Annotated in this window: 21 protein-coding genes and 1 pseudogene; 12 read left to right on the top strand and 10 right to left on the bottom strand. The window is 67.9% G+C overall.

The window, feature by feature from the left end:
• Window positions 1-63: 63 nt before the first annotated feature.
• Window positions 64-1,056: an EamA family transporter gene (locus tag ACFFGN_RS09960; RefSeq protein ID WP_380045702.1), complete on the bottom strand. Its 993-nt coding sequence runs from the start codon at window positions 1,054-1,056 to the stop codon at window positions 64-66.
• 321 nt (window positions 1,057-1,377) lie between these two features.
• Complete coding sequence (locus tag ACFFGN_RS09955; protein WP_380045700.1) at window positions 1,378-3,162, bottom strand: AMP-dependent synthetase/ligase; 1,785 nt, start codon at window positions 3,160-3,162, stop codon at window positions 1,378-1,380.
• 99 nt (window positions 3,163-3,261) lie between these two features.
• Here ACFFGN_RS09955 and ACFFGN_RS09950 point away from each other — a divergent pair, with 99 nt between their 5' ends.
• The 6 genes and pseudogenes from ACFFGN_RS09950 to ACFFGN_RS09925 all read left to right on the top strand — a co-directional run bounded on the left by ACFFGN_RS09950 (window position 3,262) and on the right by ACFFGN_RS09925 (window position 8,948).
• On the top strand, window positions 3,262-4,137 hold the full coding sequence (locus ACFFGN_RS09950) for an SRPBCC family protein (protein WP_380045697.1): 876 nt from the start codon (window positions 3,262-3,264) through the stop codon (window positions 4,135-4,137).
• 6 nt (window positions 4,138-4,143) lie between these two features.
• Window positions 4,144-5,466, top strand: a complete 1,323-nt coding sequence (locus ACFFGN_RS09945; RefSeq protein WP_380045695.1) for an ArsA family ATPase — start codon at window positions 4,144-4,146, stop codon at window positions 5,464-5,466.
• A gap of 16 nt (window positions 5,467-5,482) precedes the next feature.
• Window positions 5,483-5,971: a hypothetical protein gene (locus tag ACFFGN_RS09940; protein ID WP_380045693.1), complete on the top strand. Its 489-nt coding sequence runs from the start codon at window positions 5,483-5,485 to the stop codon at window positions 5,969-5,971.
• Window positions 5,962-6,909 (top strand): ROK family glucokinase, encoded by a 948-nt coding sequence (locus ACFFGN_RS09935; RefSeq protein ID WP_380045691.1) that lies wholly within the window; start codon window positions 5,962-5,964, stop codon window positions 6,907-6,909. Before ACFFGN_RS09940 ends, ACFFGN_RS09935 begins: the two co-directional genes overlap by 10 nt.
• A 37-nt stretch (window positions 6,910-6,946) precedes the next feature.
• A pseudogene (locus ACFFGN_RS09930) lies at window positions 6,947-7,894 on the top strand (ROK family glucokinase); the annotation flags it as partial.
• Window positions 7,895-8,207: 313 nt separating this feature from the next.
• A complete protein-coding gene (locus tag ACFFGN_RS09925; RefSeq protein ID WP_380045688.1) occupies window positions 8,208-8,948 on the top strand; it encodes an endonuclease/exonuclease/phosphatase family protein in 741 nt (246 codons plus the stop codon).
• A 150-nt stretch (window positions 8,949-9,098) separates the two neighbouring features.
• Here ACFFGN_RS09925 and ACFFGN_RS09920 read toward each other — a convergent pair whose 3' ends face one another.
• Window positions 9,099-9,848 carry an enoyl-CoA hydratase-related protein gene (locus ACFFGN_RS09920; RefSeq protein WP_380045686.1) on the bottom strand — a complete coding sequence of 250 codons (750 nt, stop codon included), beginning with the start codon at window positions 9,846-9,848 and terminating at the stop codon, window positions 9,099-9,101.
• On the opposite strand from ACFFGN_RS09920, the gene ACFFGN_RS09915 reads away from it, so the two are divergent.
• The gene (locus ACFFGN_RS09915; protein ID WP_380045684.1) at window positions 9,735-10,574 is read left to right on the top strand and encodes a LysE family translocator; all 840 of its coding nucleotides are present in this window, start codon (window positions 9,735-9,737) and stop codon (window positions 10,572-10,574) included. The genes ACFFGN_RS09920 and ACFFGN_RS09915 overlap by 114 nt on opposite strands.
• On the opposite strand, the gene ACFFGN_RS09910 is transcribed toward ACFFGN_RS09915, so the two are convergent.
• The 4 genes from ACFFGN_RS09910 to ACFFGN_RS09895 form a co-directional block, all read right to left on the bottom strand.
• On the bottom strand, window positions 10,539-13,652 hold the full coding sequence (locus ACFFGN_RS09910; protein ID WP_380045682.1) for a glycosyl hydrolase family 95 catalytic domain-containing protein: 3,114 nt from the start codon (window positions 13,650-13,652) through the stop codon (window positions 10,539-10,541). The two genes, ACFFGN_RS09915 and ACFFGN_RS09910, sit on opposite strands and share 36 nt — an antisense overlap.
• Before the next feature lie 220 nt (window positions 13,653-13,872).
• Window positions 13,873-15,102, bottom strand: a complete 1,230-nt coding sequence (locus ACFFGN_RS09905) for an ornithine cyclodeaminase, nickel-pincer nucleotide-dependent (RefSeq protein ID WP_380045680.1) — start codon at window positions 15,100-15,102, stop codon at window positions 13,873-13,875.
• 65 nt (window positions 15,103-15,167) lie between these two features.
• Window positions 15,168-15,836: a hypothetical protein gene (locus tag ACFFGN_RS09900; protein WP_380045678.1), complete on the bottom strand. Its 669-nt coding sequence runs from the start codon at window positions 15,834-15,836 to the stop codon at window positions 15,168-15,170.
• A complete protein-coding gene (locus tag ACFFGN_RS09895; RefSeq protein WP_380045676.1) occupies window positions 15,829-16,593 on the bottom strand; it encodes an alpha/beta hydrolase in 765 nt (254 codons plus the stop codon). Before ACFFGN_RS09895 ends, ACFFGN_RS09900 begins: the two co-directional genes overlap by 8 nt.
• A gap of 278 nt (window positions 16,594-16,871) precedes the next feature.
• Between ACFFGN_RS09895 and ACFFGN_RS09890 the strand changes: the two genes are divergently transcribed.
• The 4 genes from ACFFGN_RS09890 (at window position 16,872) to ACFFGN_RS09875 (ending at window position 21,713) form a co-directional block, all read left to right on the top strand.
• Window positions 16,872-17,645 carry a lysophospholipid acyltransferase family protein gene (locus ACFFGN_RS09890; protein ID WP_380045673.1) on the top strand — a complete coding sequence of 258 codons (774 nt, stop codon included), beginning with the start codon at window positions 16,872-16,874 and terminating at the stop codon, window positions 17,643-17,645.
• 583 nt (window positions 17,646-18,228) lie between these two features.
• Entirely contained in the window at window positions 18,229-19,602 is a 1,374-nt protein-coding gene (locus ACFFGN_RS09885; protein WP_380045671.1) for a class II 3-deoxy-7-phosphoheptulonate synthase, read from the top strand.
• Window positions 19,603-19,653: 51 nt separating this feature from the next.
• Window positions 19,654-20,691, top strand: coding sequence for a threonine aldolase family protein (locus tag ACFFGN_RS09880; protein ID WP_380045669.1), 1,038 nt, complete (start codon window positions 19,654-19,656; stop codon window positions 20,689-20,691).
• Window positions 20,692-20,735: 44 nt separating this feature from the next.
• Window positions 20,736-21,713 carry a ribose-phosphate diphosphokinase gene (locus ACFFGN_RS09875; protein ID WP_380045667.1) on the top strand — a complete coding sequence of 326 codons (978 nt, stop codon included), beginning with the start codon at window positions 20,736-20,738 and terminating at the stop codon, window positions 21,711-21,713.
• Here the strand turns inward: ACFFGN_RS09875 and ACFFGN_RS09870 are convergent.
• The 3 genes from ACFFGN_RS09870 to ACFFGN_RS09860 all read right to left on the bottom strand — a co-directional run bounded on the left by ACFFGN_RS09870 (window position 21,649) and on the right by ACFFGN_RS09860 (window position 24,668).
• Window positions 21,649-22,671, bottom strand: coding sequence for an NPCBM/NEW2 domain-containing protein (locus tag ACFFGN_RS09870; RefSeq protein ID WP_380045665.1), 1,023 nt, complete (start codon window positions 22,669-22,671; stop codon window positions 21,649-21,651). The two genes, ACFFGN_RS09875 and ACFFGN_RS09870, sit on opposite strands and share 65 nt — an antisense overlap.
• A 451-nt stretch (window positions 22,672-23,122) precedes the next feature.
• The gene (locus ACFFGN_RS09865; RefSeq protein ID WP_380045662.1) at window positions 23,123-24,154 is read right to left on the bottom strand and encodes a hypothetical protein; all 1,032 of its coding nucleotides are present in this window, start codon (window positions 24,152-24,154) and stop codon (window positions 23,123-23,125) included.
• Complete coding sequence (locus ACFFGN_RS09860) at window positions 24,144-24,668, bottom strand: SigE family RNA polymerase sigma factor (protein WP_380045659.1); 525 nt, start codon at window positions 24,666-24,668, stop codon at window positions 24,144-24,146. The genes ACFFGN_RS09865 and ACFFGN_RS09860 overlap by 11 nt, the downstream gene beginning before the upstream one ends.
• Window positions 24,669-24,809: 141 nt before the next feature.
• Between ACFFGN_RS09860 and ACFFGN_RS09855 the strand changes: the two genes are divergently transcribed.
• Window positions 24,810-25,883: a glycoside hydrolase family 172 protein gene (locus tag ACFFGN_RS09855; RefSeq protein WP_380045656.1), complete on the top strand. Its 1,074-nt coding sequence runs from the start codon at window positions 24,810-24,812 to the stop codon at window positions 25,881-25,883.
• Window positions 25,884-25,887 lie beyond the last annotated feature (4 nt).

Below are 25,887 nucleotides of genomic sequence, written 5' to 3'. Positions count from 1 at the left end.
CCTAGCCGCTCTCGGCCTTGAAGGCGGTGTCGATCCCTGGTGAAGCACACCAGCACAGCGTACCTATCGGCTGACGGTGAGCTTGTCCTCGTCCGCTTCTGGGACGCGTTCGACGGCCGATAGGTCGAGGGCGGGGGAGACTTTGTGGACGGAGGTTTGGGCTACGAAGGCGCCGGCTAGAACGATGCAGCCGCCTAGGACCTGGAAGAAGGTGAGCTTTTCGCCTAGGAGGAGGAAGGCGAAGAGGGCGGCGGCTACCACCTCGACGTAGGCGACGGCTCCGCCTACTGCGGCGGAGAGGCGTTGAACGGCGGCGGCTCCGGCGAGGTATGCGATGACCGTGCTGACGATGATGAGCCAGGCGGCGAGGGACCAGCCGGGCGCCGTACGGTTGGCGAACGGCAGGGTGTCGGTCAGGACGTGCCAGGGCATCGTCCACGGCAGGGCGACGGCGGTCAGCAGGATAGAGCCGACGACGCTGCCGACGGCGGTCATCACCAGCGGATCGGCGAGGCCGGTGAGGCGGTCGATCAGGATGAAGTACGTCGCCTGGCAGGCCGCAGCGCCGAGACCGCAGAGTAGGCCGATCGCGTCGAGTTGGACGCCGGCCCAGATCTCGACAACACACGCGAGACCCAGTACGGCGATGCCGACGCCAAGGGCCGCCGAACGCGGTACGTGGCTCTTCCGGCCGAACTTGAGCCAGCCGACCACCAGCACCGGTCCGGTGAACTCGAGCAGGATCGAAACGCCTACCGGCAACCGGCTGGCGGCGATGAAAAAGAGGGTCTGACACCCGGCGATACCGGTTGCGCCGTACATCACGAGGGCCGGCCAGGAGGCGTGGGCGCTGCGTAGACCCGTGCGGCCGCGAAGTACCAGCATCAGCGGAACGAGCACGATGGCCGAACCGAGGATGCGCATCCATGCCGCCTGCTGCGGGGACATGCCGGCGGTGATCAGGGCCTTCGCGAACGGGCCCGATCCACCGAAGCAGATCGCCGAGAACAGGGCGAACCCCAGGCCGACCGATTTCACCCGAGCCGCGTCGTGCATTCGTACTCCCCACTGCGTTCAGGCCCCGTGCTAATGAGCGTAACGATGCCACACTCATTACAGGGCGTCGACCGAGATTTCTGTCGGTGGACGGCAAGATCGCGCCGGCCGCACGACTCGATCGCTACCCGTAGCCGCCTCACCGCGTAGGCCGTCGTTGTCGGCTGCGCGCGGGCGGCGAACCACGTCCGCCGCGGCGGCGAACCACGTCCGCCGCGGCGGCGAACTACGTCCGCCACTCGGCGTACGGCGGGGTGGTTGAGCGCCAACCAGAAACCCCGGCCACACCGGGAAGGGCGGCCGGGGCTCAGGCGGAGCGGGTTATTTGGTGTAGAGGGCTTCTACGTCGGTGGCGTGTTTTTCCATCACGATGTGGCGGCGGAGGCTGAGTTTGAGGCTCAGTTCGCCGGTTTCCTGGGTCCAGTCGCGCGGCAGGATGGTGAACTTGCGGATCGCCTCGGCCTTGGAGACGGCCGAGTTGGCGTCGTCGATGGCGCTCTGGATCTCTGCAATCAGGTCCGGATCGTCCACCAGCGCCGGGATATCCGCCGGCTTGTCGTGCTGCGAGGCCCAGTGGCCGATGGTCTCGGGGTCGATGGTGATCAGCGCGGCGATGAAGGGCTTGCCGTCGCCGACGACCATGCACTGGCCGACCAGCGGGTGGGTGCGGAGGCGGTCTTCGAGAATGGTCGGGGCCACGTTCTTGCCGCCGGCCGTGACGAGGATCTCCTTCTTCCGGCCGGTGATCTTGACGAAGCCCTCGGAGTCGAATTCGCCCAGGTCGCCGGTGTGGAACCAGCCGTCCGAGTCGATCGCCGCGGCGGTGGCCTCGTCGTTGCGCCAGTAGCCGATCATGACCTGGTTGCCCTTGAACAGCAGCTCGCCGTCATCCGCGACGGCCACGGTGACACCGGGCAGCGGGCGGCCGACCGTGCCGATGCGGATGTCGTCCGGCAGGTTCACGCAGATCGCCGCGGTGGTCTCGGTCAGGCCGTAGCCCTCGAGCACGGGTACGCCGATGCCGCGGAAGAAGTGGCCGAGTCGTTCGCCCAGCGGCGCGCCACCGGAGACGGCGTACTGCACCTTGCCGCCGAGGACCGCGCGCAGCTTGCTGTAGACGAGCTTGTCGAACAGGCGGTGCTTCAGCTTCAGTCCGAGACCCGGTCCGCCCTTGTCCAGCGACCTGGAGTAGTCGATGGCGACGGCGGCGGCCGCGTCGAAGATCTTGCCCTTGCCGGCGGAGTGCGCCTTCTGGCTGGCGCTGTTGAAGACCTTTTCGAACACGCGCGGCACGCTGAGGATGAACGTCGGCTGGAACGAGCCGAGATCGTCGACCAGGTTCTTCACGTCGGCGCTGTGGCCGACCTTGACCCGCATCATCACGCAACCCACCTGGATGATCCGGGCGAACACGTGCGCGAGTGGCAGGAACAGCAGCGTCGAGGCGCCGTTCTTGTCGAAGAGCTCGTCGAGGATCTTGGTCGCCGTGCCGAGCTCGTCCATGAAGCTCAGGTGCGAGATCTGACAGCCCTTGGGCTGGCCGGTGGTACCCGAGGTGTAGATGAGCGTCGCGACGTCGGCCGGGGTGACCGCCGTACGGCGCTTGTCGAGCTCTGCGTCGGATACCGAGGCTCCACGCGCCACCAGGTCGTCGATGCCACCCGCCTCGAACTGCAGGATCTCCCGCACGCTCCCGGCGCCGGCGGCCTCGACGGACGCCGCGTGGCTGGAGTTCTCGACGATGGCCAGTACGGCCCCGGAGTCGCCGAGGATCCACTGGATCTGCGACGCGGAGGACGTCTCGTAGATCGGTACCGTGACACCACCGACGGTCCAGATCGCGTAGTCGACCAGGGTCCACTCGTAGCGGGTCGGGCTCAGCAGAGCCACCCGCTCACCGTGCTGAACGCCCGCCGCGATCAAGCCCTTGGCGACGGCCGCGACCTGGTCGGCGAACTCCGCCGCGGTCACATCCGTCCAGCCCGACGACGTACGACGGCTGAACACAGGAGTGGCAGGATGGGACTGCGCGTTGGCCCAGACCGGGTCGCTGAGACTGCCTGTGGTCGGCGGATCGATCACCGCGGGCGTGGTGTACTCACGCATCCGTTCTCCTCCGTGCTCCGAGTTGTCGGCGTTTTTGCACGCTACAGTCACCTACTCGGAAGTAGCCAGGCCGGACACGTGTGACCCAGGGAACTGCGCATGCCATCGCTCGACGTCAATTGCGACGACCTCATAGTCGCGGAGCCAGCCTACGTCGCGCGTCGGCTCGGCGATGACTCGCTGTGGCGTTCGTGGTGGCCGAAGCTCACCCTCACGCCGTACGAGCGCCGTGGGCTGGAGGGGGTTCGCTGGACCGTCGCGGGGGAACTGACCGGCACGGCCGAGTTCTGGCTCGAGCAGGTTCGCGACGGTGTTGTCGTGCACTGGTACCTCCGGGCGGAACCGTCGCGCAAGTTGTCCCGCCGGGCGGTCGACCGGCTGCGTGAGTCGTACGTCGGGGGCTATCGGCGGCAGCTGTGGCGGTTCAAGGACGAGGTCGAGGCCGGGCGCGCGGCAGGTGAACACCGTGCGGGCTGGCATCCCGCGATAGTCTCCGGTGGTACCGGTGTCCCGTCAGCCTTCCGGCAGCGAAGAGGTGATTCGATGGCAGAGCAGACCACCTCGTCCATCGTGGTCGAAGCGAGTGCGAAGGAGATCCTGGCGGTGATCGCCGACTTCGAGGCCTATCCGGAATGGGCGGACTCGATGCGGGAGACCGAGGTGCTGTCCACCGATGAGGCGGGCCGGCCCAAGCAGGTCCGGTTCAAGGTCGACGCGGGCGCGATCTCCGACGAGTACACCCTCGACTACACCTGGGGCCGTAACGAGGTCACCTGGACACTCGTTGAGGCGAAGATGGTCAAAGGTCTCGATGGTGCCTACCTGCTGAAGGATCTCGGCGCGCAGGGCACCGAGGTGACCTACCGGCTGGCCGTCGACGTCAGCATTCCGATGATCGGCATGCTCAAGCGCAAGGCGGAGAAGGTCATCATCGATACGGCCCTGAAAGGCCTCAAGAAGCGCGTCGAGTCCTGAGCGACCGTGACTCGGGTTCTGCTGTACACCGGCAAGGGAGGCGTGGGTAAAACCACGTCTGCCGCCGGTACCGCGACCCTTGCCGCGCTGCGCGGACACCGCACGCTGGTGCTCTCGACCGATACCGCGCACTCCCTGGCCGACACCTTCGACGCCGCCGTCGGTGCGGAACCGACCGAGGTCGACGACCGGTTGTTCGTGCAGTTGATCGATACCCAGCGCCGGTTCGAGCGCTCGTGGGGCGATATCCAGTCCTACCTGCGCCGCGTGCTGAACACGGTCGGCGTGGATCCGATCGAGGCCGAGGAACTGACGGTGCTGCCCGGCGCGGAAGAGGTGCTCGCGCTGCTGGAGGTGCGCGACCACGTTCGGTCCGGCCAGTGGGACGTCATCGTGGTGGACTGCGCGCCGACCGCCGAGACGTTGCGCCTGCTCGCGTTGCCCGACGCCCTCAACTGGTACATGAACCGCCTCTTCACGGTCGAACGGCGCGTGGTGCGCACGTTCCGCCCGGTGCTGAGCAAGGCGGTGGGCCTGCCGTTGCCGGACGACAACGTGTTCGACGCGTTGCGCCGGTTGCGCGACGACCTGGCCGACGTACGGACGATGTTGTCCGGGCCGGACGCGTCCGTGCGGCTGGTGCTCACGCCCGAGGCCGTGGTTGTCGCCGAGGCTCGTCGTACGTTGACGACCCTTTCGCTGTACGGCTATCGCGTGGACGGCGTCATCGCGAACCGGGTCTTCCCGGCCGCCGGCGCGGACAACTGGCGCCGCCAGTGGGTCGCGGCCCAGCGGGGGATTCTCGAAGAGGTCGCCGTCTCGTTCCAGCCGCTGCCGATCTGGGAGTCGCCGTACCGTGCCTGTGAGCCGGTCGGTGTCGAGGAACTGGCCGCTTTCGCCGTCGAGATGTACGGCGGGGAGGACCCGTTCGTGCGGGCCACCGACGAGACCTCGCTGTGGGTGGACCGTCATATCGACACCGACGGGCGCAACTACACGCTGACCATGTCGTTGCCGTTGGCCACCGCGAGCGATCTCGAACTGGCCCGGCGTGGTGACGAGCTGCTGATCACCGTCGGCTCTTACCGCCGGGTGCTGCCGTTGCCCGCGGCGCTCGCGCGGGCCGAGGTGACCGGGGCCCGGCTGGACAACGGCCGCCTGCAGGTACGCTTCGCCCCGCAGGGAGCCCAGCAACCGGTGGTACCACCGCAGACCGAGCCGGGTTACCGCGAAAACGGGCGCCACCTCGGCCGCGAGCTGGGGCACGCCACCCGCGGTGGCGCGGGCCGGCTGGCAGAGCACAAGGCCATGACGGACGGCAACAGGTGAGCGCGGAGGACAACTCGTGAGCAAGGAAGCGATCGGCTCGGTCGGCGAAGAGGCGGCGAAGCTGTTCGCCGTGCTCCAGCAGGCCTCGGCCGACGCCCGCCACGGCGCCACCACCGACTCCCCGCCCGCTCACACCTCGGGCGCTGACGCCTTCGCCGAGAACGACGCTTCCGTCGGGGCTGAGACGGAGGCTGGGGAAGCGGCGGCGGGCGACGCGTCGTACGACGGGCATGCGCACTCGCCGGCCGAGTGCCAGTGGTGCCCGGTCTGCCAGCTCATCTCACGGGTGAAGCAGACCAGTCCCGAGACCATCGAGCACCTCGCGACCGCCGCCGCCGGAGTTCTCGGCTCTGTTCGGTCGTTGCTCGAAGCCGCCGCCGAGGCCGCCCGCCAGGCCCGGACCGATGCCGATGCCGCCGCCGGTTCGCAGGCTCAGGAAGAAGAACAGACCCGGCCGAAGGCGGACCGGATCGACGTGAGTGAGGACCCTGAACCATGGGACTGACCATCGGCATCGATGTCGGCGGTACCAAGATCGCGGCCGGCGTAGTCGGCACCGACGGCCAGATCGGCGCACGCAGCCATCGCGATACCCCGGCCGGTTCGGTCGATGAGACCGCCAAGGCCATCTGCGACGCGGCCGCTGAGCTGATCGCCGGACACGACATCGAGGCGATCGGGATCGGCGCCGCCGGGTTCGTCTCCTCGGACCGATCCACCGTGCTGTTCGCGCCCAACCTGGCCTGGCGCGACGAACCGCTCGGCGCCCGCGTACAGGAGACCCTCGGCCTGCCGGTCGTCGTGGAGAACGACGCCAACGCGGCGGCCTGGGGTGAGTTCGCCTTCGGCGCGGCCAAGGACGTCGAGCACATGGTGTGCCTCACGGTCGGTACGGGTATCGGCGGTGGCGTCGTCATCGATGGCGAGCTGCTGCGCGGTGAGCATGGTGTCGCCGCGGAACTCGGGCACATGCGGGTCGTGCCCGGCGGTCATCGCTGTGGCTGCGGGGCCCGCGGTTGCTGGGAGCAGTACGCCTCCGGCAACGCGCTGGTCCGCGAAGGCCGGGCGCAGGCCGAGTCGGGTTCGCTCGCGGCAGCTCAAATGCTCGGCGTCTGCGGTATCAGCGACCCGGCGGAGTTGAGCGGCCCGATGATCACCAAGGCCGCGGCTGCTGGTGACGCCTGCGCGATCGAACTGCTGGACGACCTCGGCCGCTGGGTCGGCGAAGGCCTGGCCAGTATCGCGACGTTGTTCGACCCGAGCCTGATCGTGCTCGGCGGTGGCGTCAGTGCCGCCGGTGACCTCGTCCTCAAGCCGGCCAAGCGCGCGTTCGAGCGGGTGCTGCCGGCCAAGCAGAACCGGCCTCATCCGGGCTTCGGCCTGGCCCTGCTCGGCAATGACGCCGGGCTGATCGGGGCGGCCGACCTGGCTCGGCGACACTGATTCTGAACGCTGGGGGTTCAAGAGAGGAGTCGAGGCGATGGCGTTGACACAGGCGCTCACGATCGGCATCGACATCGGTGGTACGAAGGTCGCCGCCGGTGTGGTCGATCCCGAGGGCAACGTGCTGGACCGGTTGCGCCGGGACACGCCGACCAAGGACCCACGCGAGACCGAGGACGCGATCGCCGAGGTGGTCGAGACCCTCGAGGCCAAGCACGACGTGATCGCGGTCGGCATCGGCGCGGCCGGATTCGTCGACGGCACCCGGTCCTCGGTGTTGTTCGCGCCGCACCTGGCCTGGCGGCACGAGCCGCTGCGGGACGCGGTCGAGCGCCGCCTCGGCGTACCGGTCGTGGTCGAGAACGACGCCAACGCGGCGGCCTGGTCCGAATGGCGCTTCGGCGCGGGCCAAGGCGAAAGCCACCTGGTCTGCGTCACCCTCGGTACGGGTATCGGCGGCGCCATCCTGAACGACGGCGCCTTGCAGCGCGGCAAGTTCGGCATCGCCGGGGAGTTCGGCCACATGCAGGTCGTGCCCGGCGGTCATCGCTGCGAATGCGGCAACCGCGGCTGCTGGGAGCAGTACGCCTCCGGTAACGCGCTGGTCCGGGAAGCCCGTGAACTGGCCGCGTCGGGCTCGCCGGTCGCGCACAACCTGCTTCGCCGGGTGAACGGCGATCCGCGCGCGATCACCGGTCCGCTGGTGACCGAGCTGGCCAAGGACGGCGACCCGGTGGCGGTCGAACTCCTCGAAGACGTCGGCCGCTGGCTCGGTATCGGCCTCGCGAACCTCGCTGCCGCGTTGGACCCGGGCACCTTCGTCATCGGTGGTGGCGTTTGCGACGCGGGGGAGTTGCTGCTCGCGCCCGCGCGGGAGGCCTTCCGTCGTACGTTGACCGGGCGGGGATTCCGGCCCGAGGCGCGCGTCGTGCGCGCCGTACTCGGACCAGAGGCGGGCATGGTCGGCGCGGCCGATCTCGCTCGCGAGGAGGCGACCTGGTTGCGCCGGGTCCGGGTGAAGACGACGGCCGTGACGACCGCCGCCCGGGCCACCCGTTCGGAGCGACCACCTCGCTCGGAACGCGCCGCCGCCCGCGCGGAACGTGTCGCCCGCCGTACGTCGATGCTCGGCACCAACCGCCGCTCGGCCCGTACGGGAGTGGACCACTCGAGTGATCCGGTCGACTCGGCCGGGGTCGAGACCGAGTCGATCCGCCTCAGCACGCCGTCATCCACTTCGGCGGTGGAGCGGCCGACTGCGGCGCCGGGGCAGGAGCCGGGCGCTTCATCGGGCCGGGATGACTGACGCCGGTCTGCGCGTCCTGTCGTACAACGTGCACCGCTGGGGCGACGACCGCGAGGCCCTGGCCCGGGTGGTACGCGCTTGTGCGCCGGACGTCGCGCTGATCCAGGAAGCACCGACCTGGTGGGGAACGCGCCGCAAACGCGAGGCGATGGCCGCGACGTTCGGCCTGCGGTACGTCGGTGGCGCCGCGCGGAACGCGATCCTCGCGGCCGACACGATCACCCTCTCGTCGTACCAGCACTGGCGAGTCTGGCGCCCGTTCATCCGCCGCCGCCTCCGCCTGATCGCCACCCAACTCCCCGGCGGCGCCATCGGTGCCCGCACGGTCCTACCCGGCGAGGGTCAGCCCGTCGATAGGGAAACGGTGAGCGGGCGCGAGGTGGCGCTGGTGGTGTGCCACCTCGGCCTTCACGTCGGTGGACGCCTGCGCGAATTCCGTCAGGTGATCCGCGGCTGCGAGTCGTTCGGCGTGCCGTACCTGCTGGTCGGCGACCTCAACGAAGAACCAGGCGGCGACCTGTGGGCCAAAGTCGCCGAAGCCGGCCTGACGGATAACGGCGAACACCTCGGCCCAACGTTCCCAGCCCGCGCACCAGGCCGTCGCATCGACGCCGCCCTAACCTCACCCGGCCTCACCGTCAACGCCATCCCACTCTCGGAAGTCCCCGGCCTAGACCCCGCCGACCTCCCCAAAGCCTCCGACCACCTCCCCATGCTCCTCCACCTCACCTAACCACCCACTTCCCGCACCCCCCGGGCGTGTCATCGGGCGCTTGTGACGCGGCGTGTCGGGGTTCATCGGACGCTTATGCCCGGACTGCGGCGTGTCGTCGGACTCTTGTGACGCGGCATGTTGGCGTTCATCGGACGCTTGTGACCAGGCTTAAGCCTTCTTGCGATTGAGGAATGCGAGCATCGCCTCCTGCGCCGCCTCCGAACCGAACAGCGACGCCGACAACGCCGCGAGATCCTTGCCCCTGGCATCGATATCCGCGAGCAGTTCCCGGTTGAGCAGCTTCTTGGTCTCACGCAAGCCCTGCGGCACACCCTTGAGCAGGGACTTCAGCACCCCGGCGAGTACGTCGTCCAGGTCCGCGTCGGGTACCGCCCGGCTGACCAGCCCGAGCGCCGCCGCCTCGGTCGCGTCGAACCCGTCGCCGGTGAGAAACGTGAACGCCGCCGCCCGATCCGTCATCCGGGGGATCACGGTCAGCGAGATCGTCGCCGCCGCCAGGCCGAGCCGTACCTCGGTCAACGCGAAGGTGGCGCTATGCCCGGCCAGGCTGATGTCGGCCGCCGCGACGATGCCGATCCCGCCCGCGCGGGCGGGCCCAGCGACGCGGGCGATGACGGGCTTGGGGTTGGCCACGATGGCTCGCTGTACGTCGACCATGCGCTGGGCGCCGACGCCCATGCCGACGGTGGTCGCCTCGGACATGTCGGCCCCGGAGCAGAACACCTCGCCCGACGAGCGAATGACGATCACCTTGGCGGCATCGTCCGCGGCGGCGGTTTCGAGATGGGCGAGCAGTTCGCCGGTGAGTTGCTGGGACAACGCGTTGCGGTTGTGCGGGGAGTCGAGCGTGATGCTCGCGACGCCGTCGGCCACGTCCAGATGCACGAGTTCGGTCATACCGGCCATCCTGCCCTCCCACCTAGCCCCTTCGCCGTAACCCACCTCTCTCTTCGACACCCATTCCCGAGGCTGCTGGCGGCGACCGCTGGATTGGCCACGCTGTTCGCGTTGGTGCCGGAGATCTACGTCACGCTGAAGATCGCCGGTGCGGCGTACCTGCTTTGGCTTGCGTGGAACGCCCTCCGCCCGCGCGGCGACTCGGCCTTCACACCGAACGCTGTCGAGCCGGATCGCCCGCGCAAGCTGTTCGGCATGGGCCTGCTGACGTGTCTGCTCAACCCGAAGATCGCGGTGCTGTACATCTCGCTGCTGCCCCAGTTCGTCGACCCGTCGCGTGGTCACGTTGGTGCTCAGAGCCTAATTCTTGGTCTCACCCAGCTGACCGTTGGTGTCGCGGTCAACGCGGTCTTTGTCATCACCGCCAGCTCCGTCGCGATCTTCTTCAACGGCAAACCGCTCTGGGCCAAGATCCACCGCTACCTGACCGGGACCGCCCTCGCCGTCTTCGCGATCAAGCTCGCCACCGACCGTACCCACCCGCCCCAGCGCCGTAAGCCGCACGAACCACCGAGGCACTGCGGTCACAAGGGTCCGATGAATGCCGACACGCCGCGTCAGAAGGGTCCGATGACACGCCGGGGAGGGGCCGGCCCGGCCCCGGGGCGGTGGGGCCGGGCCGGGGACGGGTTAGCCGTTGGTGGGGTGGAGTTTTACTTCGGCTAGGGAGAGTGGGGCGGTGGGGGATTCGAGTTGGATGCGGATGTGGCGCGCGGTGACCGGAAGGTCGATGAGGGTGGGGGTTCCGGCCGTGGCGGTTTGGCGGAGGGCGGTTACGCCGGGAGCGGTTCGGGCTTCTTCGAGCGTGTCGGCCGTGATCGGGTTCTCCGAGGCGATGATCCAGTAGTTCGAGAGGCGGTCGGAGCAGCAGTCGGTCCGGTTCCACACCGCGATCTGGGACAGGCCTTCGGGCTTGCCGAGGTCCACCTGCCACCACGCCTGGTTCGACGGCTCGGCCGTATGCGTGACCGAGTTGTCCCCCCAGCTCCCGCTGGTATTGCCGTCGACCGCTCGCGAGGCTGGTGCGTTGTGCGCGGTCGTGCTCTGCGTGGCGGTCTTGCCGCGTGCGAGGTTCACCCGCCACAGGCCCGTGCCGGCTCGGGCGGACAGCACGTGGTCCGATGTCTTGAGCCTCGCGACCAAGGTGAAATCGCCTTCGCCCGAGTCCAGCGTTGGCGTCACGGTGAACACCGCCTCGTACGGGCGGCCCGGCTTCACCGCGGGCGTACTAACCGTGGCGGGGGACACCTTCCACCCGGCGGGTACGGCGAGCGTGAGATCGCCCGCCGGGATGGAACCGCTGACAGAGGCCTTGACCTCCACCGGTTGGAACGAGACGGCCTTCGGTGCCGTGAGGTCGATCTGCGCCTTGGCCCGGATGAGGTACGTGCGACCGGCCGACGTACCGAAGGTGATCGAACCAGCCTCGGTACGGCGTACGTCGACCTGGCGGCCCTGGTCATCCGTGACGGTGAATGGGCCGTCGAACATCTGGTTCCGCAAGGTGACGGGTTCACCCTGGTCGGAACGTAGGCGGATCTCGGAGGCGGCTCCGTCCTGCCAAGTCGCTCCGACCGTGAAGGCGCCTCTAGCCCGTAGGCCGTCGTACGAGCCCTTGTCGGCCCAGGTGTCGGGTAGAGCAGGCAGTACGTCGATGGAGCCGGCGTGGCTCTGCAAGAGCATCTCGGTCATCCCGGCGGTGGCGCCGAAGTTGCCGTCGATCTGGAACGGCGGATGGGTGTCCCAGAGGTTCTTCAACGTACTGGTCTTGAGGAGTTCCGACAGCATCTTGTGCGAGTGGTTGCCGTCCAGAAGGCGTGCCCAGAAGTTGATCTTCCAGGCCTTGCTCCAACCGGTTCCCCCGTCGCCACGGCCCTTCAACGTCATAGCGGCGGCTGCGGCGAGTTCGGGCGACTTTGACGGGATCAACTGGCGTCCGGGATGCAAGCCGAACAACTGGGACGTATGCCGGTGCTGGTCCGTCGGGTCGTCCCAGTCCTCCTTCCACTCCTGCAACTGGCCCCACGAGCCAATACGCATGCCCGGGTCCAGCCGCTCGAGTACGGAGGCGATCTGCGCGCGGTAGGTCTGGGACTCGCCTACTACGGGTGCAGCCTCTTTGAGGTTCGTGAAGAGGTCCCAGACGATCTGCTGGGGCATAGCCGCTCCAGCAGAATAGTCGCCGTGTTCGGGCGAGAAGCTCGGGGAGACGACAAGCTTGCTGTCACGAGGATCAACTTGCAGTTCGTCGAGCCAGAACGCGGCGAGCTCCTTCATCAACGGGTAGGCCCGCTCCTTCAGGAAGCGCTTGTCCCGCGTGAACTGGTAGTGCTCCCAGTAGTGCTGTGCAAGCCATGCACCCGCGTCCGGCATCCAGAAGGCCAGGGGATAGCCGATGACGCCCGTGAAGCCGAACGGGTTGGTCTGGCTGTGTACGACCCAACCGTCGGCGCCGAACATCTCCTTCGCCGTAACGCGTCCCGGCGGTACCAGCGCGTCCACGAAGTCGAAGAGCGGCGCGGTCGTCTCACTGAGGTTGGTGGTCTCAGCGAGCCAGTAGTTCATCTGGAGGTTGATGTTCACGTGGTAGTCGGAACGCCAGGGCGGACTCGTCCACTTGTTCCACACGCCCTGCAGATTGGCCGGTAGAGGAGAGATATCCCGCGACGACGCGATCAGCAGGTAGCGCCCGTACTGGTAGAACAAGACCTCCAGAGCTTTCCGCTCCGCCAGAGAGGCCGTATCTTCCCGGTACCGCGAGAGCAGGTCGTCGGTAGGTACGGACGGCACAACCTGTCCCAAGTTCACTGAGACCCGGTCGAACAAGCGGCGGTGGTCCGCGATGTGCCGCGCCCGAAGCCCGTCGTACGACATGCGGCTCGCAGCGTCGACTCGACGGGTTATACCGGGCCCAGGGTCTTCACCGCGGTACGCCGGGTAGGTGTCGGCATAGTCGGTACCAGCCGACAAAACGAGTACGACGGAGTCGGCGCCGGTCACCGTGACACTGCCGTCCGGGTTGTCCGTACGCGTGCCGCCGGAGTTGATCACCTGGGCCTGCGTCTCGTACCGCATCCCGTTGTCCAGCAGGGTTCCCGTGACCTTGATCCGGCCGTTGACCGCAGTGATCTTGTGGGTGCGGTTGGCCTCGCCAGTGAGGGTAGTGGTGAATCCGACCTTGCCAGGCTTGCTGGCGCTCAACCTGGCCACTAGGACGTTCCCGGGCGCACTAGCGAAGTACTCCCGGGTGTAGCGCACGCGGTCGGCCTCGTACTGCACACCGGCTAGAGCGTTCTTGATGTCCAGGTGACGCCTGTAGCCGGAGGCAGCCGGTACAGGGTTCATGTCCAGCTTGAGGTCCAGCAGCGGCTGGTAGTCGCCGAAGCCGATCTCCTCTTGGGCCAGCATCTCGGTCGCCTTGTCAGGAAGGACCTTGAGGTTCTGGTCGATCAGGCGTCGGATGTCTTGCAGGGCCGTCGGCCGCGGCGTACGCCAGTTGCCGAAGTCGTAACCCTGTTTCGCACCGGGGCCACCGGTCCACAGCGTCTTCTCGTTCAGCTGCAGGTGCTCGGTCGAGGGAGCACCGAAGATCATCGCGCCGAGGGCACCGTTGCCGATCGGCAGGGCCTCCGATTCCCAGTCCTGCGCGGGTTCGTCATACCAGAGCATGGGACCTTCCGAAACACGAGCCGCCGAAGCGGCGGGCTGGCTGGGGGACGCGGTCATGCCGGTGAGAACGCTCACAGCGGCGACCATAGCGAGGCCGGCGGTCAGTGGGTGCATCCGTATCTCCTGGGGCGTAGAGATCCGATGAATTCCCGCACACGCTAAGCGGCGAAAACAACGTTGTCCACAGTTCATCCGATAGGAAATCGGATATCTCGCTCTCCAGTGCCACTAGGAGACACAAAAGCTCCCTCACCCGAACGACGGATGAGGGAGCTGACGTGCCTGGACCAGGAGGCTAGTTCGAGGACGCGTAGCCCGGCGCCAGTTCGCGAGCGAGGTGCTCGATGAACAGGCCGACATCGGTGACGATGCCGCGGGCCTGGGACGAACCCCGGTCGGCCAGCTTCGTCACCGTGGCCGGGTTGATGTCGACGCAGGTCAGCGGAATCGACGCCGGCAGAATGTTGCCGGTGGCCACCGAGTGCAGCATGGTCGCGGCCATCAGGCAGTAGCCGACGCCGGTCAGCTCGGCGCGCATCGCCCGCTGGCCTTCGAGTACGTCGGTGTAGACATCGGGCAACGGCCCGTCATCGCGCACCGAACCGACCAGCACGAACTGCTTGCCGTTCTTCACCAGCGCGTGCATCACGCCGGAGGTCAAGACGCCCTGCTCCACCGCGGCGGCGATCGAGCCGGCCTTGCGAATCGTATTGATCGCCCGGATGTGGTGCTCGTGACCGTGCTCGACGCCCCGGCCGCGAGACAGGTCGACGCCCAGCGAGGTGCCGTACAGCGAGGACTCGATGTCGTGGGTGGCCAGCGCGTTGCCCGCGAACAGCACGTCCACGAATCCGGCCTCGACCAGCGCGACCATGGCCGGCGCGGCGCCGGTGTGCACGATGCCCGGGCCGCCGACCCACAGCACCTTCTGGCCGTTCGCCTTGGCCTCGCGCATCCCGTCGGCGACCTGCATCACCAGCACGCGCTGCGGCTTCTCGCTGGACACGTCGGACTCCATGAACCCGAAGGACTCCTCGGTGTTCAGCACCAGCGGCGGGGTGACCTTGACACCCTGGGCGCTGGTGATGATGCGCATACCGGCCTTGACGTCCGACATCGGAATCGTGCGTACGGTGTCGCCCTCGACCAGCAGCCCGCAGTCCATCTCCGGATTGGACACCCGCACCCAGCGACCGCCGAGCCGCACGCTGGTCGGCAGGTTGGTGGTCGAGTAGAACCCGTCCGGAAAGACGCCGTCGGTGTCCGCCTCGGTGATCTGCGGCTCGCCGGGATTGACCAGGTTCGCGCCCTTGGTCTGGATCCGCATCAGCAACCGCTGCAGCGATTCCTCGTCGTCGGCGCCGACCGTCATCTTGACGGTGGAGGTGTCCTCCTTGTCGTGGCCGAGTTCGAACTTGTCCAGCGTGTAGTCACCGCCGTACTCCCGGATATCGTCGAGCACCCTCGACAGCAGACCGGAGTCCATCAGGTGGCCGGTGATCTCGACGGTCTCGGTGACCTGCACGGCGGTCCCTCCTTCAGCCCGCGATCGCCAGATTGTCCGACAATCGTTGGCCTTGTCTATCAGACTCAGACAACCGCGCCGTCGTCGCCACTGTCGTCGCCGGGTAGCCGGTCCTTCATCCGGACCACCAGGGTGAGGAATCCGGCCGCGAACGCGAGCGCGGCGAACAGCGTGATCCGGCTACCCGAACCGATGCTCAGCAACGCCACCAGGATGAGCACCAGCGGCCCGCCGAGCACGCCGGCCCAGGCCAGCCGGCTGATCCAGTCCAGCCGCGGTCCACGCGGTGGTTCCGGCGGGATGTAGTGGTCGTGCGGGTCCTTCGCCTGGGCCGGTCGCGGCTTGGGCTCGGATTCCGGCTCGTCCTCCTCGGTGATGCGGACGGGCTCGCTGCGATCGGTCTCGATGTCCAGGTCCTCGATCGCGGGCCAGCGCGCCACGGTCGCGGCCTCGCCCGGCTTGTCCGCGGCCGGAGCCTCGTCGAACTGCGCGACCAGGGCCTTCCACTCCGCATCCTCGCTGCTGCGGGCGATCACCACTCCGGCCCGTTCGGCCGAGGCCTGATCGACGTACAACTTGTCCATCGTGCGGCGGCTGGTCTCGCTCGGCTCCACCTGTTCGGCGTACGCCGCGATGCCGGCCTCGGCCAGGGCGCTCAGTACGGCGTCGGTGATGGAGGGGTCGACCTCACCCATCTCCGCGTACGACGACGCGGTCAGGCCGTTGTCACGCATCCGCGGCCACCCGGCGAATGAAGCCGACGCTGTCGGCGAAAATGCGTGGGGCGTCGTTGTCCAGCGTGGCCACGTGGTAGCTGTCCTCCAGCAAGGTCTCGGTGACGTCGCGCGACGAGATCGAGGAGAGGATCTTCAGCCCGCTGCTGGGCTCGACCACGTGATCCACGGTCGAGCGGAACAGCATCACCGGCTGCGTCACCTTGGCCAGGTCGTCGCGAGTGAGCCGCCACAGCTGCGACAGCGAGAACAGCGCCTTGAGCGGCATCCGGTCGTACGCATACTCGTTCACACCGGGCTTCTTGATGTCGTTGCTGATCCCCGGCAGCGACGGCACGAACCGCTTCAGCACCGGCAGCGCCACCAGCCGCTTGTCGTCGGTCATCACCGAGGGGTTCACCAGCACGAGACCGCGCAGGTCCGCACCATGCTGCTCGGCCAGTCGCAGCGTTAGGCAGCCGCCCATCGACAGGCCCGCCATGAAGACGTGGTCATGCTCCTTGCGCAGCCGCTCGAACTCGTTCTCCAAGACGGCGAACCAGTCCTCCCAGCGGGTGCTGTTCATCTCCTGCCAGGAGGTGCCGTGCCCGGGCAGCCGCGGCAGCGCCACCCCGAACCCCTCGGCGGCCAGGTGCTCGGCGAACGGCCGCATCGACGCGGGCGAGCCGGTGAACCCATGGCTGAGCAGAACGCCGATACCGGCATCGGCGCCGGAACCGGGGGAGCGGAACTCCTCCGCGTAAGAGTGCACTGGCACGCTGACTCCTCAGGCGGTACTGAACGACTTCAAGACGCCATGGTCGCAGGCGGGTGGGCCGTCGCCCAGCCTGGCGCGGCGGTTGCGCTACCAGCGTGACATCCCGCACAACTCCGCGCCTCCGCCGCCCGCTCCGTGGTCGTGTCTTCGGCGCTCGAATCCGGAACTGATCCCTGGTTCGCGACGAAGCGCAAGGGGCTGGAGGCGTGCGGTGACATTGCCGGAGGGGCAGAGTGGACGTATGGTCCTGTCGACTACGGCGTGACGGAGGTGAAGGCGTGCTGTATCTGTTTCTCAAGCGGTTCATCGTCGGACCGCTGGTGCGACTGATCTTCCGTCCTTGGGTCAAGGGACTGGACAACATCCCGACGAAGGGCCCGGCGCTGCTCGTCAGCAACCACCTCTCGTTCACGGATTCGATCTTCCTGCCGGTCGCCGTACCACGGCAGATCATCTTCCCGGCCAAATCCGAGTACTTCACCGCGCCCGGGCTCAAGGGCAAATTGATGGCCACCTTCTTCCGGTCCATCGGCCAGATCCCGATCGACCGCTCCGGCGGACGCGCCTCCATCGCCGCGCTGAACACCGGCCTGGACATCCTCAAGAAGGGCGAGCTCTTCGGCATCTACCCCGAAGGCACCCGCTCACCCGACGGCCGCCTCTACAAGGGCAAAACCGGCGTCGCCCGGATGGCGATCGTGGCCGGCGTTCCGGTCATCCCGGTCGCCATGATCGACACCGAGAAGCTCAACCCGCCCGGCACCCTCATGCCCCAGTGGCTCCGCCGCGAACCCGGCCGCCGCTTCCCGCGCATCCTGCGCCCCGGCGTGGTCATTGGCGAACCGCTCGACTTCTCCCGGTACGAGGGCATGGAACGCGACCGGTTCGTACTCCGCTCGGTCACCGACGAGATCATGTACGCCCTGATGGACCTGTCCGGCCAGGAGTACGTCGACCTGTACGCCGAAAAGGCCAAAGAACTCCTCAAGGCCGGCGAAGCCCTCGAAGACCACGTTAAACCCCGCCAAAACCCCGATACCAAAGCCTCCTGACCCACCGGTCCGGACCCACCGCGCTCCGAACCGGTGTCGCGGCGTCCGAGTGCTCGTCGCCTCGCCAGAAATGGGCCAGCCACTCCCGGGCACGCCACCCTCATCCCGCCGCTACCGGGATTTCGCCCGCCTACCCGGTTTCAGTGCACCCGCTACCGACCCACCCCGCCGCGCACCCGCCGGGTCGCGAGTGGCTCGGCGTACGGCGTCCTGCGCTGGTTCCGGTGGGGGTGGCCCGACATGAGCCCGGTGGCGGGGGATCCGGCGCGGAGCGTGCGGATCCCCTCGAACCCGGGCAGACCTCCCCGTCCCTCTGACAGCCGCCGCCTTTGGTTGGTTCGGACCGGGTCAAGGGCGCGCAGCGTCACCGGAGATGATCCCGGTGCGAACTGCCTGGGCGACCGAGTGGTCACAAGAGTCCGATGAACTGCAACACGCCGCGTCACAAGCGCCCGATGACCTGTATGCCGGCGCGCCGCGACGGCGGCCGCGACGGCGGGGTGGGAAGGGGCGACGCGGCGTGGGGTGGTGGCTGGGTGAGACGGGCGGGTGGGGTGGGGGTGGGGGCGTTTAGGGTGGGGGTATGCAATTTGCGATGTTGGGCTCGGGGGTTGTGCCGGGCGTGCCGAGTTTGGATGAGCTTCGGGCGCTCAAGCCCTTGCAGCAGCCGGAGTGGCCGGCGGGTGATGCTTTGGAGCAGGTGATCGGGGAGCTCCGGACGCTGCCGCCGCTGGTTTTCGCCGGTGAGTGCGACGACCTCCGGGACAAGATCGGTGCCGTGGCTCGGGGCGAGGCGTTCCTGCTCCAGGGTGGCGACTGCGCCGAGACGTTCGCCGGAGTCACCGCGGAGAACATCCGCGCCAAGCTCCGCGTTCTCCTCCAGATGTCCGTCGTTCTGCAGTACGCCGCGAGTGTTCCCGTCGTGAAGGTGGGCCGCATCGCCGGGCAGTACGCGAAGCCCCGCAGCAGCGGTTCCGAGACCCGCGACGGCGTCACCCTGCCGGCGTACCGCGGAGATGCCGTGAACGGCCTCGAGTTCACCGAGGCCTCCCGCATCCCGGACCCGCAGCGCCTGCGCGGCGTGTACAACGCGGCCGCCGCCACGCTGAACCTGACGCGCGCGTTCACCACCGGTGGTTACGCCGACCTCCACCAGGTCCACGCCTGGAACACCGACTTCGTCCGCTCGTCGCCCGTCGGCCAGCGCTACGAGCAGCTCGCCGGTGAGATCGAGCGGGCCCTCGCGTTCATGCGGGCCTGCGGCGCCACCTCGGACGAGTTCCGTACGGTCGATTTCTACGCCAGCCACGAGGCGCTCATCCTCGAGTACGAACACGCCCTTACCCGGATCGACTCGCGCACCGAGCAGCCGTACGACGTGTCCGCGCACATGCTCTGGGTGGGGGAGCGGACCCGCCAGCTCGACGGCGCGCATGTCGAGTTCCTCGCGACGCTGAGCAACCCGCTGGGTGTGAAGGTGGGCCCGACCACCGAGCCCGACTACATCCGCGCGTTGATCGACAAGCTGAACCCGAAGGGCGAGGAAGGCCGGCTGACCTTCATCACCCGGATGGGCGCGGGCAAGATCCGCGAGGGACTGCCGCCGCTGCTGGAGGCCGTCCGCGACCACGGTTCGCCGGTGGCGTGGGTGTGCGACCCGATGCACGGCAACACCTACGAGACCCCCAACGGCTACAAGACGCGCAACTTCGACGACGTGATCACCGAGGTCGAGGGCTTCTTCGACGCGCACGAGCAGATCGGGACGTGGCCCGGTGGTCTGCACATCGAGCTGACCGGTGACGATGTGACCGAGTGCCTCGGCGGTGGTGAGGACCTCGTCGCCGAAGACCTCGTCAACCGGTACGAGACCGCCTGCGACCCCCGCCTCAACCGGCACCAGTCGCTCGAGCTCGCCTTCCTCGTCGCCGAACGCCTCCGCGCCGCCCGCGCCTGAGCGCCCGCACGCAGGGCACACGCGAAAAGAACAACTGCAGAGGAAAACCAGGTGATCGACCTTCGCAGTGACACGGTCAGCCGGCCGTCGGCGGGCATGCTCGAGGCGATGGGCCGCGCGCCGGTCGGCGACGACGTGTACGGCGAGGACCCGACCGTCATCGAGCTCGAAACCGAGGTGGCGGGCCTACTCGGACACGAGTCGGCCCTGTTCACCGTGACGGGTTCCCTCGCGAACATTCTCGGCGTACGAGCGCTCGCTCCGATCGGCACCGAGGTGCTCTGCGAAGCCCGGGCCCACATCGCCCGGGCCGAACTCGGGGCCCACGCGGCCGTCAGCGGAATCACCACACGGACCTGGTCCGACCCGGCCGGCCTGATCGACCTGGATCAGATCCGGGCCTTGATCGCGCCCGACCTCGGGCCGTACTTCGTGACCACCGCCGCCGTTTCGGTCGAGAACACGCACAACTTCGGCGGCGGCACGATCCAGCCCAAGCACCAGTACGACGCCCTCGCGGACGAACTCGACGCGGCGGGCCTGCCGTTGCACCTGGACGGCGCGCGTCTGTGGAACGCCCATGTCGCGACGGGCGTTCCGCTGGCCGACTACACCCGTCGCGCGAAGGCCGCGAGCGTCTGCCTTTCGAAAGGCCTAGGCGCTCCGGTGGGTTCGGTCTTGGTCGGATCGGCTGAACTGATTCGCGAGGCCCGGGTCTGGCGCAAACGCCTTGGCGCGGGATGGCGCCAGGCCGGCGTACTCGCCGCCGCCGGGTTGTACGCCGTACGGCACAACGTGGCGCGGCTCGCGGAGGACCACGCGAAGGCCCGGGCCATCGCCGAGGTGCTCGCGGACGCCGTACCGGGTGGGGTGAAACCGGACGCGGTCGAGACCAACATCGTGGTGGTGGATCTGCCCGCCGAGGGTAAAACCGTGCCGCAGGTGGTCGCGGAAGCGAAGGCGGAGGGCGTGCTGATCGGTGGGGTGGGGGCGCGCACGCTGCGGTTCGTCACCCATCTGGACGTCTCGTTGTCCGACAGCCGGTACGCCGCCGAGGTCGTGGCGAGGATCGTCGCCACGGCGGGATAGGCTGCGCACGTCGGGTCTGAGCTGTGGTCCTCGGGGAGTCAGCAGTGCGCGAGATCGTCGTCTTCAGCGGTAGTGCCCATCACGGACTGGCGGAACAGATCTGCGCCGATCTCGGGGTCGACCTTTCACCGGTGGAGATCAGCCGGTTCAGCAATGACTGCCTGCAGGCGCAGCTCCAGGCGAACTGCCGCCAGCGCGATGTGTACATCGTGCAGCCGCTGGTGCCGCCGACGCAGGAGCACCTGATGGAGCTGCTGATGATGATCGACGCGGCCCGGGGTGCTTCCGCCGCGCAGATCACCGCGGTGATGCCGCACTACGCGTATGCCCGGTCCGACAAGAAGGACTCGTCGCGGATTTCCCTCGGCGGCCGGTTGGTGGCCGACTTGCTCTCGACCGCCGGCGCTCATCGAGTGCTGACGATGGCGCTGCACGCTCCGCAGGTGCACGGGTTCTTCTCGGTGCCGGTGGACCACCTGACCGCCATCGGCGTACTGGCCGAGCACTTCCGCGAGCGCGACCTCACCGACACGGTGGTGGTCAGCCCGGATCTCGGTAACGCGAAGACCGCCACCCAGTTCGCCCGGCTGCTCGGACTGCCGGTGGCGGCGGGGAGCAAGCAGCGCCTGGCCGACGACACGGTGGTGATCGACGCGATCGTCGGCGACGTGGCGGGCCGTCGCGCGATCGTCCTGGACGACGAGATCGCCACGGGTGGTTCGATCGTGGAACTGCTCGATCGGCTCCAGCAGTTCGGTTGTACGGGCGCGGCGGTCGCGTGCACCCACGGGTTGTTCACCGGCAAGGCGGTCGAACGGTTGCGCAACCACCCGTTCATCACCGAGATGGTCACCACCGACACCGTGCCGAGGCCGGCCGACTGGCCCGAACTCCAGGTCCGTTCGGTAGCCGGCCTGTTCGCCGAGGCCATCTCCCGCATCCACGCGGGCGAATCCGTCAGCTCCCTCTTCGACGGCGTAGACCCCTCCCACGCCCCACCCCAACCCAAACTCCCGTTCTAACCCCGCCTCGCGACGGCATCCACCCGTCGCCCCGCCCGGCGTGTCCAATATCGTTCATCGGACGCTTGTTACGCGGCGTGTCGCCGTTCATCGGACCCTTCTGACCATCCGCGTGCCCGTACCTCACCGACTCACCATCGCCCGTCAACGCTGCGCCCGGTCCCGCGCTGTGGTCACTAGCGTCCACCGACATGCCGGACTTGGTTACTAGGGTCCGATGAACGGCGACACGCCGCGTCACAAGCGTCCGATGAACGGGGAGGGCCCAGTTGGCGTGGTCGCTGTTTTTGCCGTTGCCGCCGTCGGTGGTGGCCAGGGTCAGGCGTTTCACGCCGGTGACGTTGAGGTCGAGTTCGTGGGCGGTTTCGCCCGCGCGGATCACCGGGGTGCGGGCGAGTTCGCGGCCATCGCCCACCACGATGAAGCCAACTGACCCCTCAGTGGTTTGGGTGCCGTCATCCACGCCGACCTCGGCCACGAAGCGGCTGCAGTTCGCTCCGAGCCAGGTGGTCAACGAACTCGGCGCGTGCGAACCGACGCCCTTCGCGTAGGTCTTGCCCGCGATGGTCAACGCGCCTGGCGGGCGATCACCACCGTGGCTGTGATCGCGTTGCTGCGCCCGGCCGTACCCGTTGCTCTCGTCCGTCCACGGCAGGTCACTGACGTACGTCGACCCCGTCGGCGGCAGCGGATCTGCGAAGATCGGCACCACATCGGCTGAGTAGACCCGACGGCCGTCCGGCGCGGTGTAGTTGCCCGCGACAACGAGTTCCAGATCGCCGCGCACGCCACCGCGCAACAGCTTCAACGTCCACTTGGCGCTGACGCTTTGCCCCGCCGCCAGTCGGCTCTTGCGCACGGGCTGTCCCGCGACAAGCGCCCATCCGGCCGGAACCTCCGGCGCCAGCGTCAGATCCGACACCACGCCACCGGTCCGCGCAATGAAGATGCCTTGCACCTGTTCGGAATTGTTTGGGAACGTTTCCGCCTCGGCTTCGACTGTCCCGTTGCGCACTCTGCAGCAGCAGCCGGCTTAGCCCTCGCGGTAGACCCGGTGCAGCCACTCGACGTACAGGAATTGGCTGGTGTCTTCGCGGAACCGCTTGCTGACGGTTTGACCGCTGCCAGCGCGACCTGCTTGCCATCGGGGGAGAACCGTGGCGCGGTTTGCGCTCCCGGCAGGCTCGAAACCCTGCGGTTGTTGCCGGAGGCAAGGTCGTACGAACAGAGGTCGGCGGTTGCGTCCCGATCCCTCCACCCTCCGCCCACCCGGTCAGCCCAACCGGCGCGTCCCGCTGAGCGCACCGCCTCGACGTTCATTCGTCGGAATCTGCCCTCTCAGCTCAAGCACACCGACGCCGGCAGGCGGGGGAGGACGGATTCCGACGAATGAATGCAGAACTACACGCTCACGGGATCGCGCGGGTCGCGTCGAACCAGGTGCCCGGGTCCGTCGGGTTCGCTGACAGATCGAGGCCCTCGCCGATGCGAGTCAGTTCGCCGCGAGGGTCCGCGAAGCCGGCCGTGGACAGATGAATAGCCACCTCGAACCCGTCGCCTTCGATGTAGAGGGTACTGAGGCCCGGCGCCTCGACGAGGGTCGCCTTCAGGCCCTGCACCGTCACCGGTGTTCCCTCGCGGGTTTCAGCCGGGCCCGGAGTGTAGGAGAGTTGCGCGCCGTGCTTCACCCTCGAGGTGCCGTCGCCACGGGCCTCGCCGCTGATGCCGAAGGCCGGGGCCGGACCGGACGAGCCGGCGGGCTTCTTCGTCAGTGGTGTCAGGCTGTCGACCGGCGCGGAAGCCGGCCAGTATCCGACCTTGAGCGGTGCGTCGATCCGCCCCGGCTTGAACGTCAGGCCCCCGGCGATCGTTTTCGCGATCGCCACCAGATCGCCGCCACCCGAGCAGCCGACCACCGCCCAGGAGTTGGCGTCGTACTGCCAGACGGCTCGTGGCAGTGTCTCGGGTGCGGAGCTGCCTGGATCGGTCATCGTGGCCAGGTGGCCGGGCTTGCCGTTGATCGAGATCCGCGGACTGCCGGCCGGGATTCGTTTCGGGTCGAAGAGCCCGGCACGATAGGCGGTGATATCGCACAGGGCGGTTGGCGGACCGCTCGCGGTGGTGCGGTGAAAGGTAGTGGTCACGTATTGGTGGTCAGCGGTGAAGCCGGTCGGCAAGTCGGTCGTGAACGCTGTCCGCCAGGCCGGATTCGCCGCTCTGTCGGCCCCGCTCGCGGGTAACGCCTGCTCGTTTTGCAACAGGATCGGCGCGGCGATGGCGACAGCTGCGGTCGCGGTAGCTGCGACGGCCGAGATCATCAGGATCCCGCGCTTGGGCTTCGTTCGCTCGGCCTGCTCGATCGCGGCGAGCACGGTGTCGGCCTGCGGCGCGTCGGCGGCGAGGTCGCGGTACGCCTTGGTGAGGTCTTGTTCAGTACGCATGATTGGCTCCTGTCTGCGCCGTGCGTCGTTGGTCCGTGGTTGAAGTGGTGGCGGTCAGCTCTACTCGCAAGGTCGCCAGAGCGCGGGAGGCGTGCGCCCGGACCGTGCTGGTGGAGCACCGGAGGGTTTCGGCGATCTCGGCGTCGTTGAGCCCGCCGTAGTAGCGCAAGGCCAAGACGGCGCGTTGCCGCCGCGGCAGCCGGCCGAGCTGGCTGATCAGCTCGTCCCGGGCCGTCACCGTCTCGGCGTGGTCGGCGTTGGTCTCGGCGATCCAGATCTCCGGCTTAGGGACGAACCGGGACCACTTCCGCCGCCAGGACAGAAACTCGTTCACCAGCATGCGGCGCAGATAGGCGTCCGGCCGGTCGGTTTGCTGGATGTGGTCCCAGCGCCGATGGGCGTTGATCAACATGTCCTGCGAGATTTCCTCGGCCAGATGGCGGCTGCCGCACAAGGCTGTGGCGAAGCGCAGCAGCCCAGGTAACTCCGTTCGGGCCCAATCCTCGAATGTCACTCTCGCTCCTCTTCGCTGTGTCCACTAAAGACCGCGGCAGGGCCGGATCTGCTGCGTCGGACTTCGAGAAGTTTGACCAGAGTGTGAGAAATCGATTTCCCCGCGTTCCGCGACGGCTTCGCGCGTGCCTAGGGTCGACACATGATCAGTGGAATGAGCGCGCTGTCGGACCGCCGGACCAGGTCGATCAGCCCGGAGAACCCGACCGGCGAACCAGGCCAGGGCGGCCGTCGTACGGAGGGCACGGGCGCGAGGGCGGCCCGCGACCTCGGGCTCGGCTGGAAGGTCTCGCCGTCGATCGAGATCGGTCCGGGAGAAACTGCCACGCTGGCCGATATCGCCGGGCCGGGCTGCATCACGCACATCTGGCTCACCACGCACCGGGACAACTGGCGCCGCCTCGTTCTGCGAGCCCGGTGGGATGGCGATGACCAGCCGGCCGTCGAGACACCGATCGGCGACTTCTTCTGCTCGGGCTGGGGCGAGTTTGCCCAGGTCAACTCCGTGCCGGTGGCGGTGAACCCCAATGGCGGGTTCAACAGCTACTGGGAGATGCCGTTCCGGTCGTCGGCCGAGCTGACTGTGGAGAACACGCACGACGAGCCCGTCATTTTGTACTTCCAGATCGACTACTGGCTTGGAGACGTCCCGGCGGACTCGGCGTACCTGCACGCGCAGTGGCGCCGGAGTAATCCCCTGCCCGCCAAGGAGGTTCATACGCTTCTGGATGGCGTGGAGGGTCCCGGCCACTACGTCGGGACCTACCTGGCTTGGGGCGTTAACAGCTCCGGATGGTGGGGCGAGGGGGAGGTGAAGTTCTACTTGGATGAGGATCTTGAAGCGGCCGAGCCGTTCCCGACGATCTGTGGCACGGGTACGGAGGACTACTTCGGTGGAGCGTGGAACTTCGACTTGGGCGAAGACCGCGGGGGTTACGCCACGTTCAGTACGCCGTACCTCGGGCTGCCGCAGGTGATCCGCCCGGACGGGTTGTACCGCAGTCAGCAGCGGTTCGGCATGTACCGGTTCCACCTGCCCGACCCGATCCGCTTCGGCTCCAAGCTGCGGGTCGACGTCCAGGCTCTCGGGTGGCGCTCGGGTGGCCGGTACCTGCCGCTGCAGGACGACATCGCCTCGACGGCGTTCTTCTACTCGGCGGTCACCAGCACTTTCCGGCCGGACACCCCGACGGCGGACACCATGGAGATCCTGTAGTGCC

The organism is Kribbella deserti (assembly GCF_042434725.1).
GTDB lineage: Bacteria > Actinomycetota > Actinomycetes > Propionibacteriales > Kribbellaceae > Kribbella > Kribbella deserti.
This window is presented reverse-complemented; position numbering and strand designations above follow the sequence as displayed.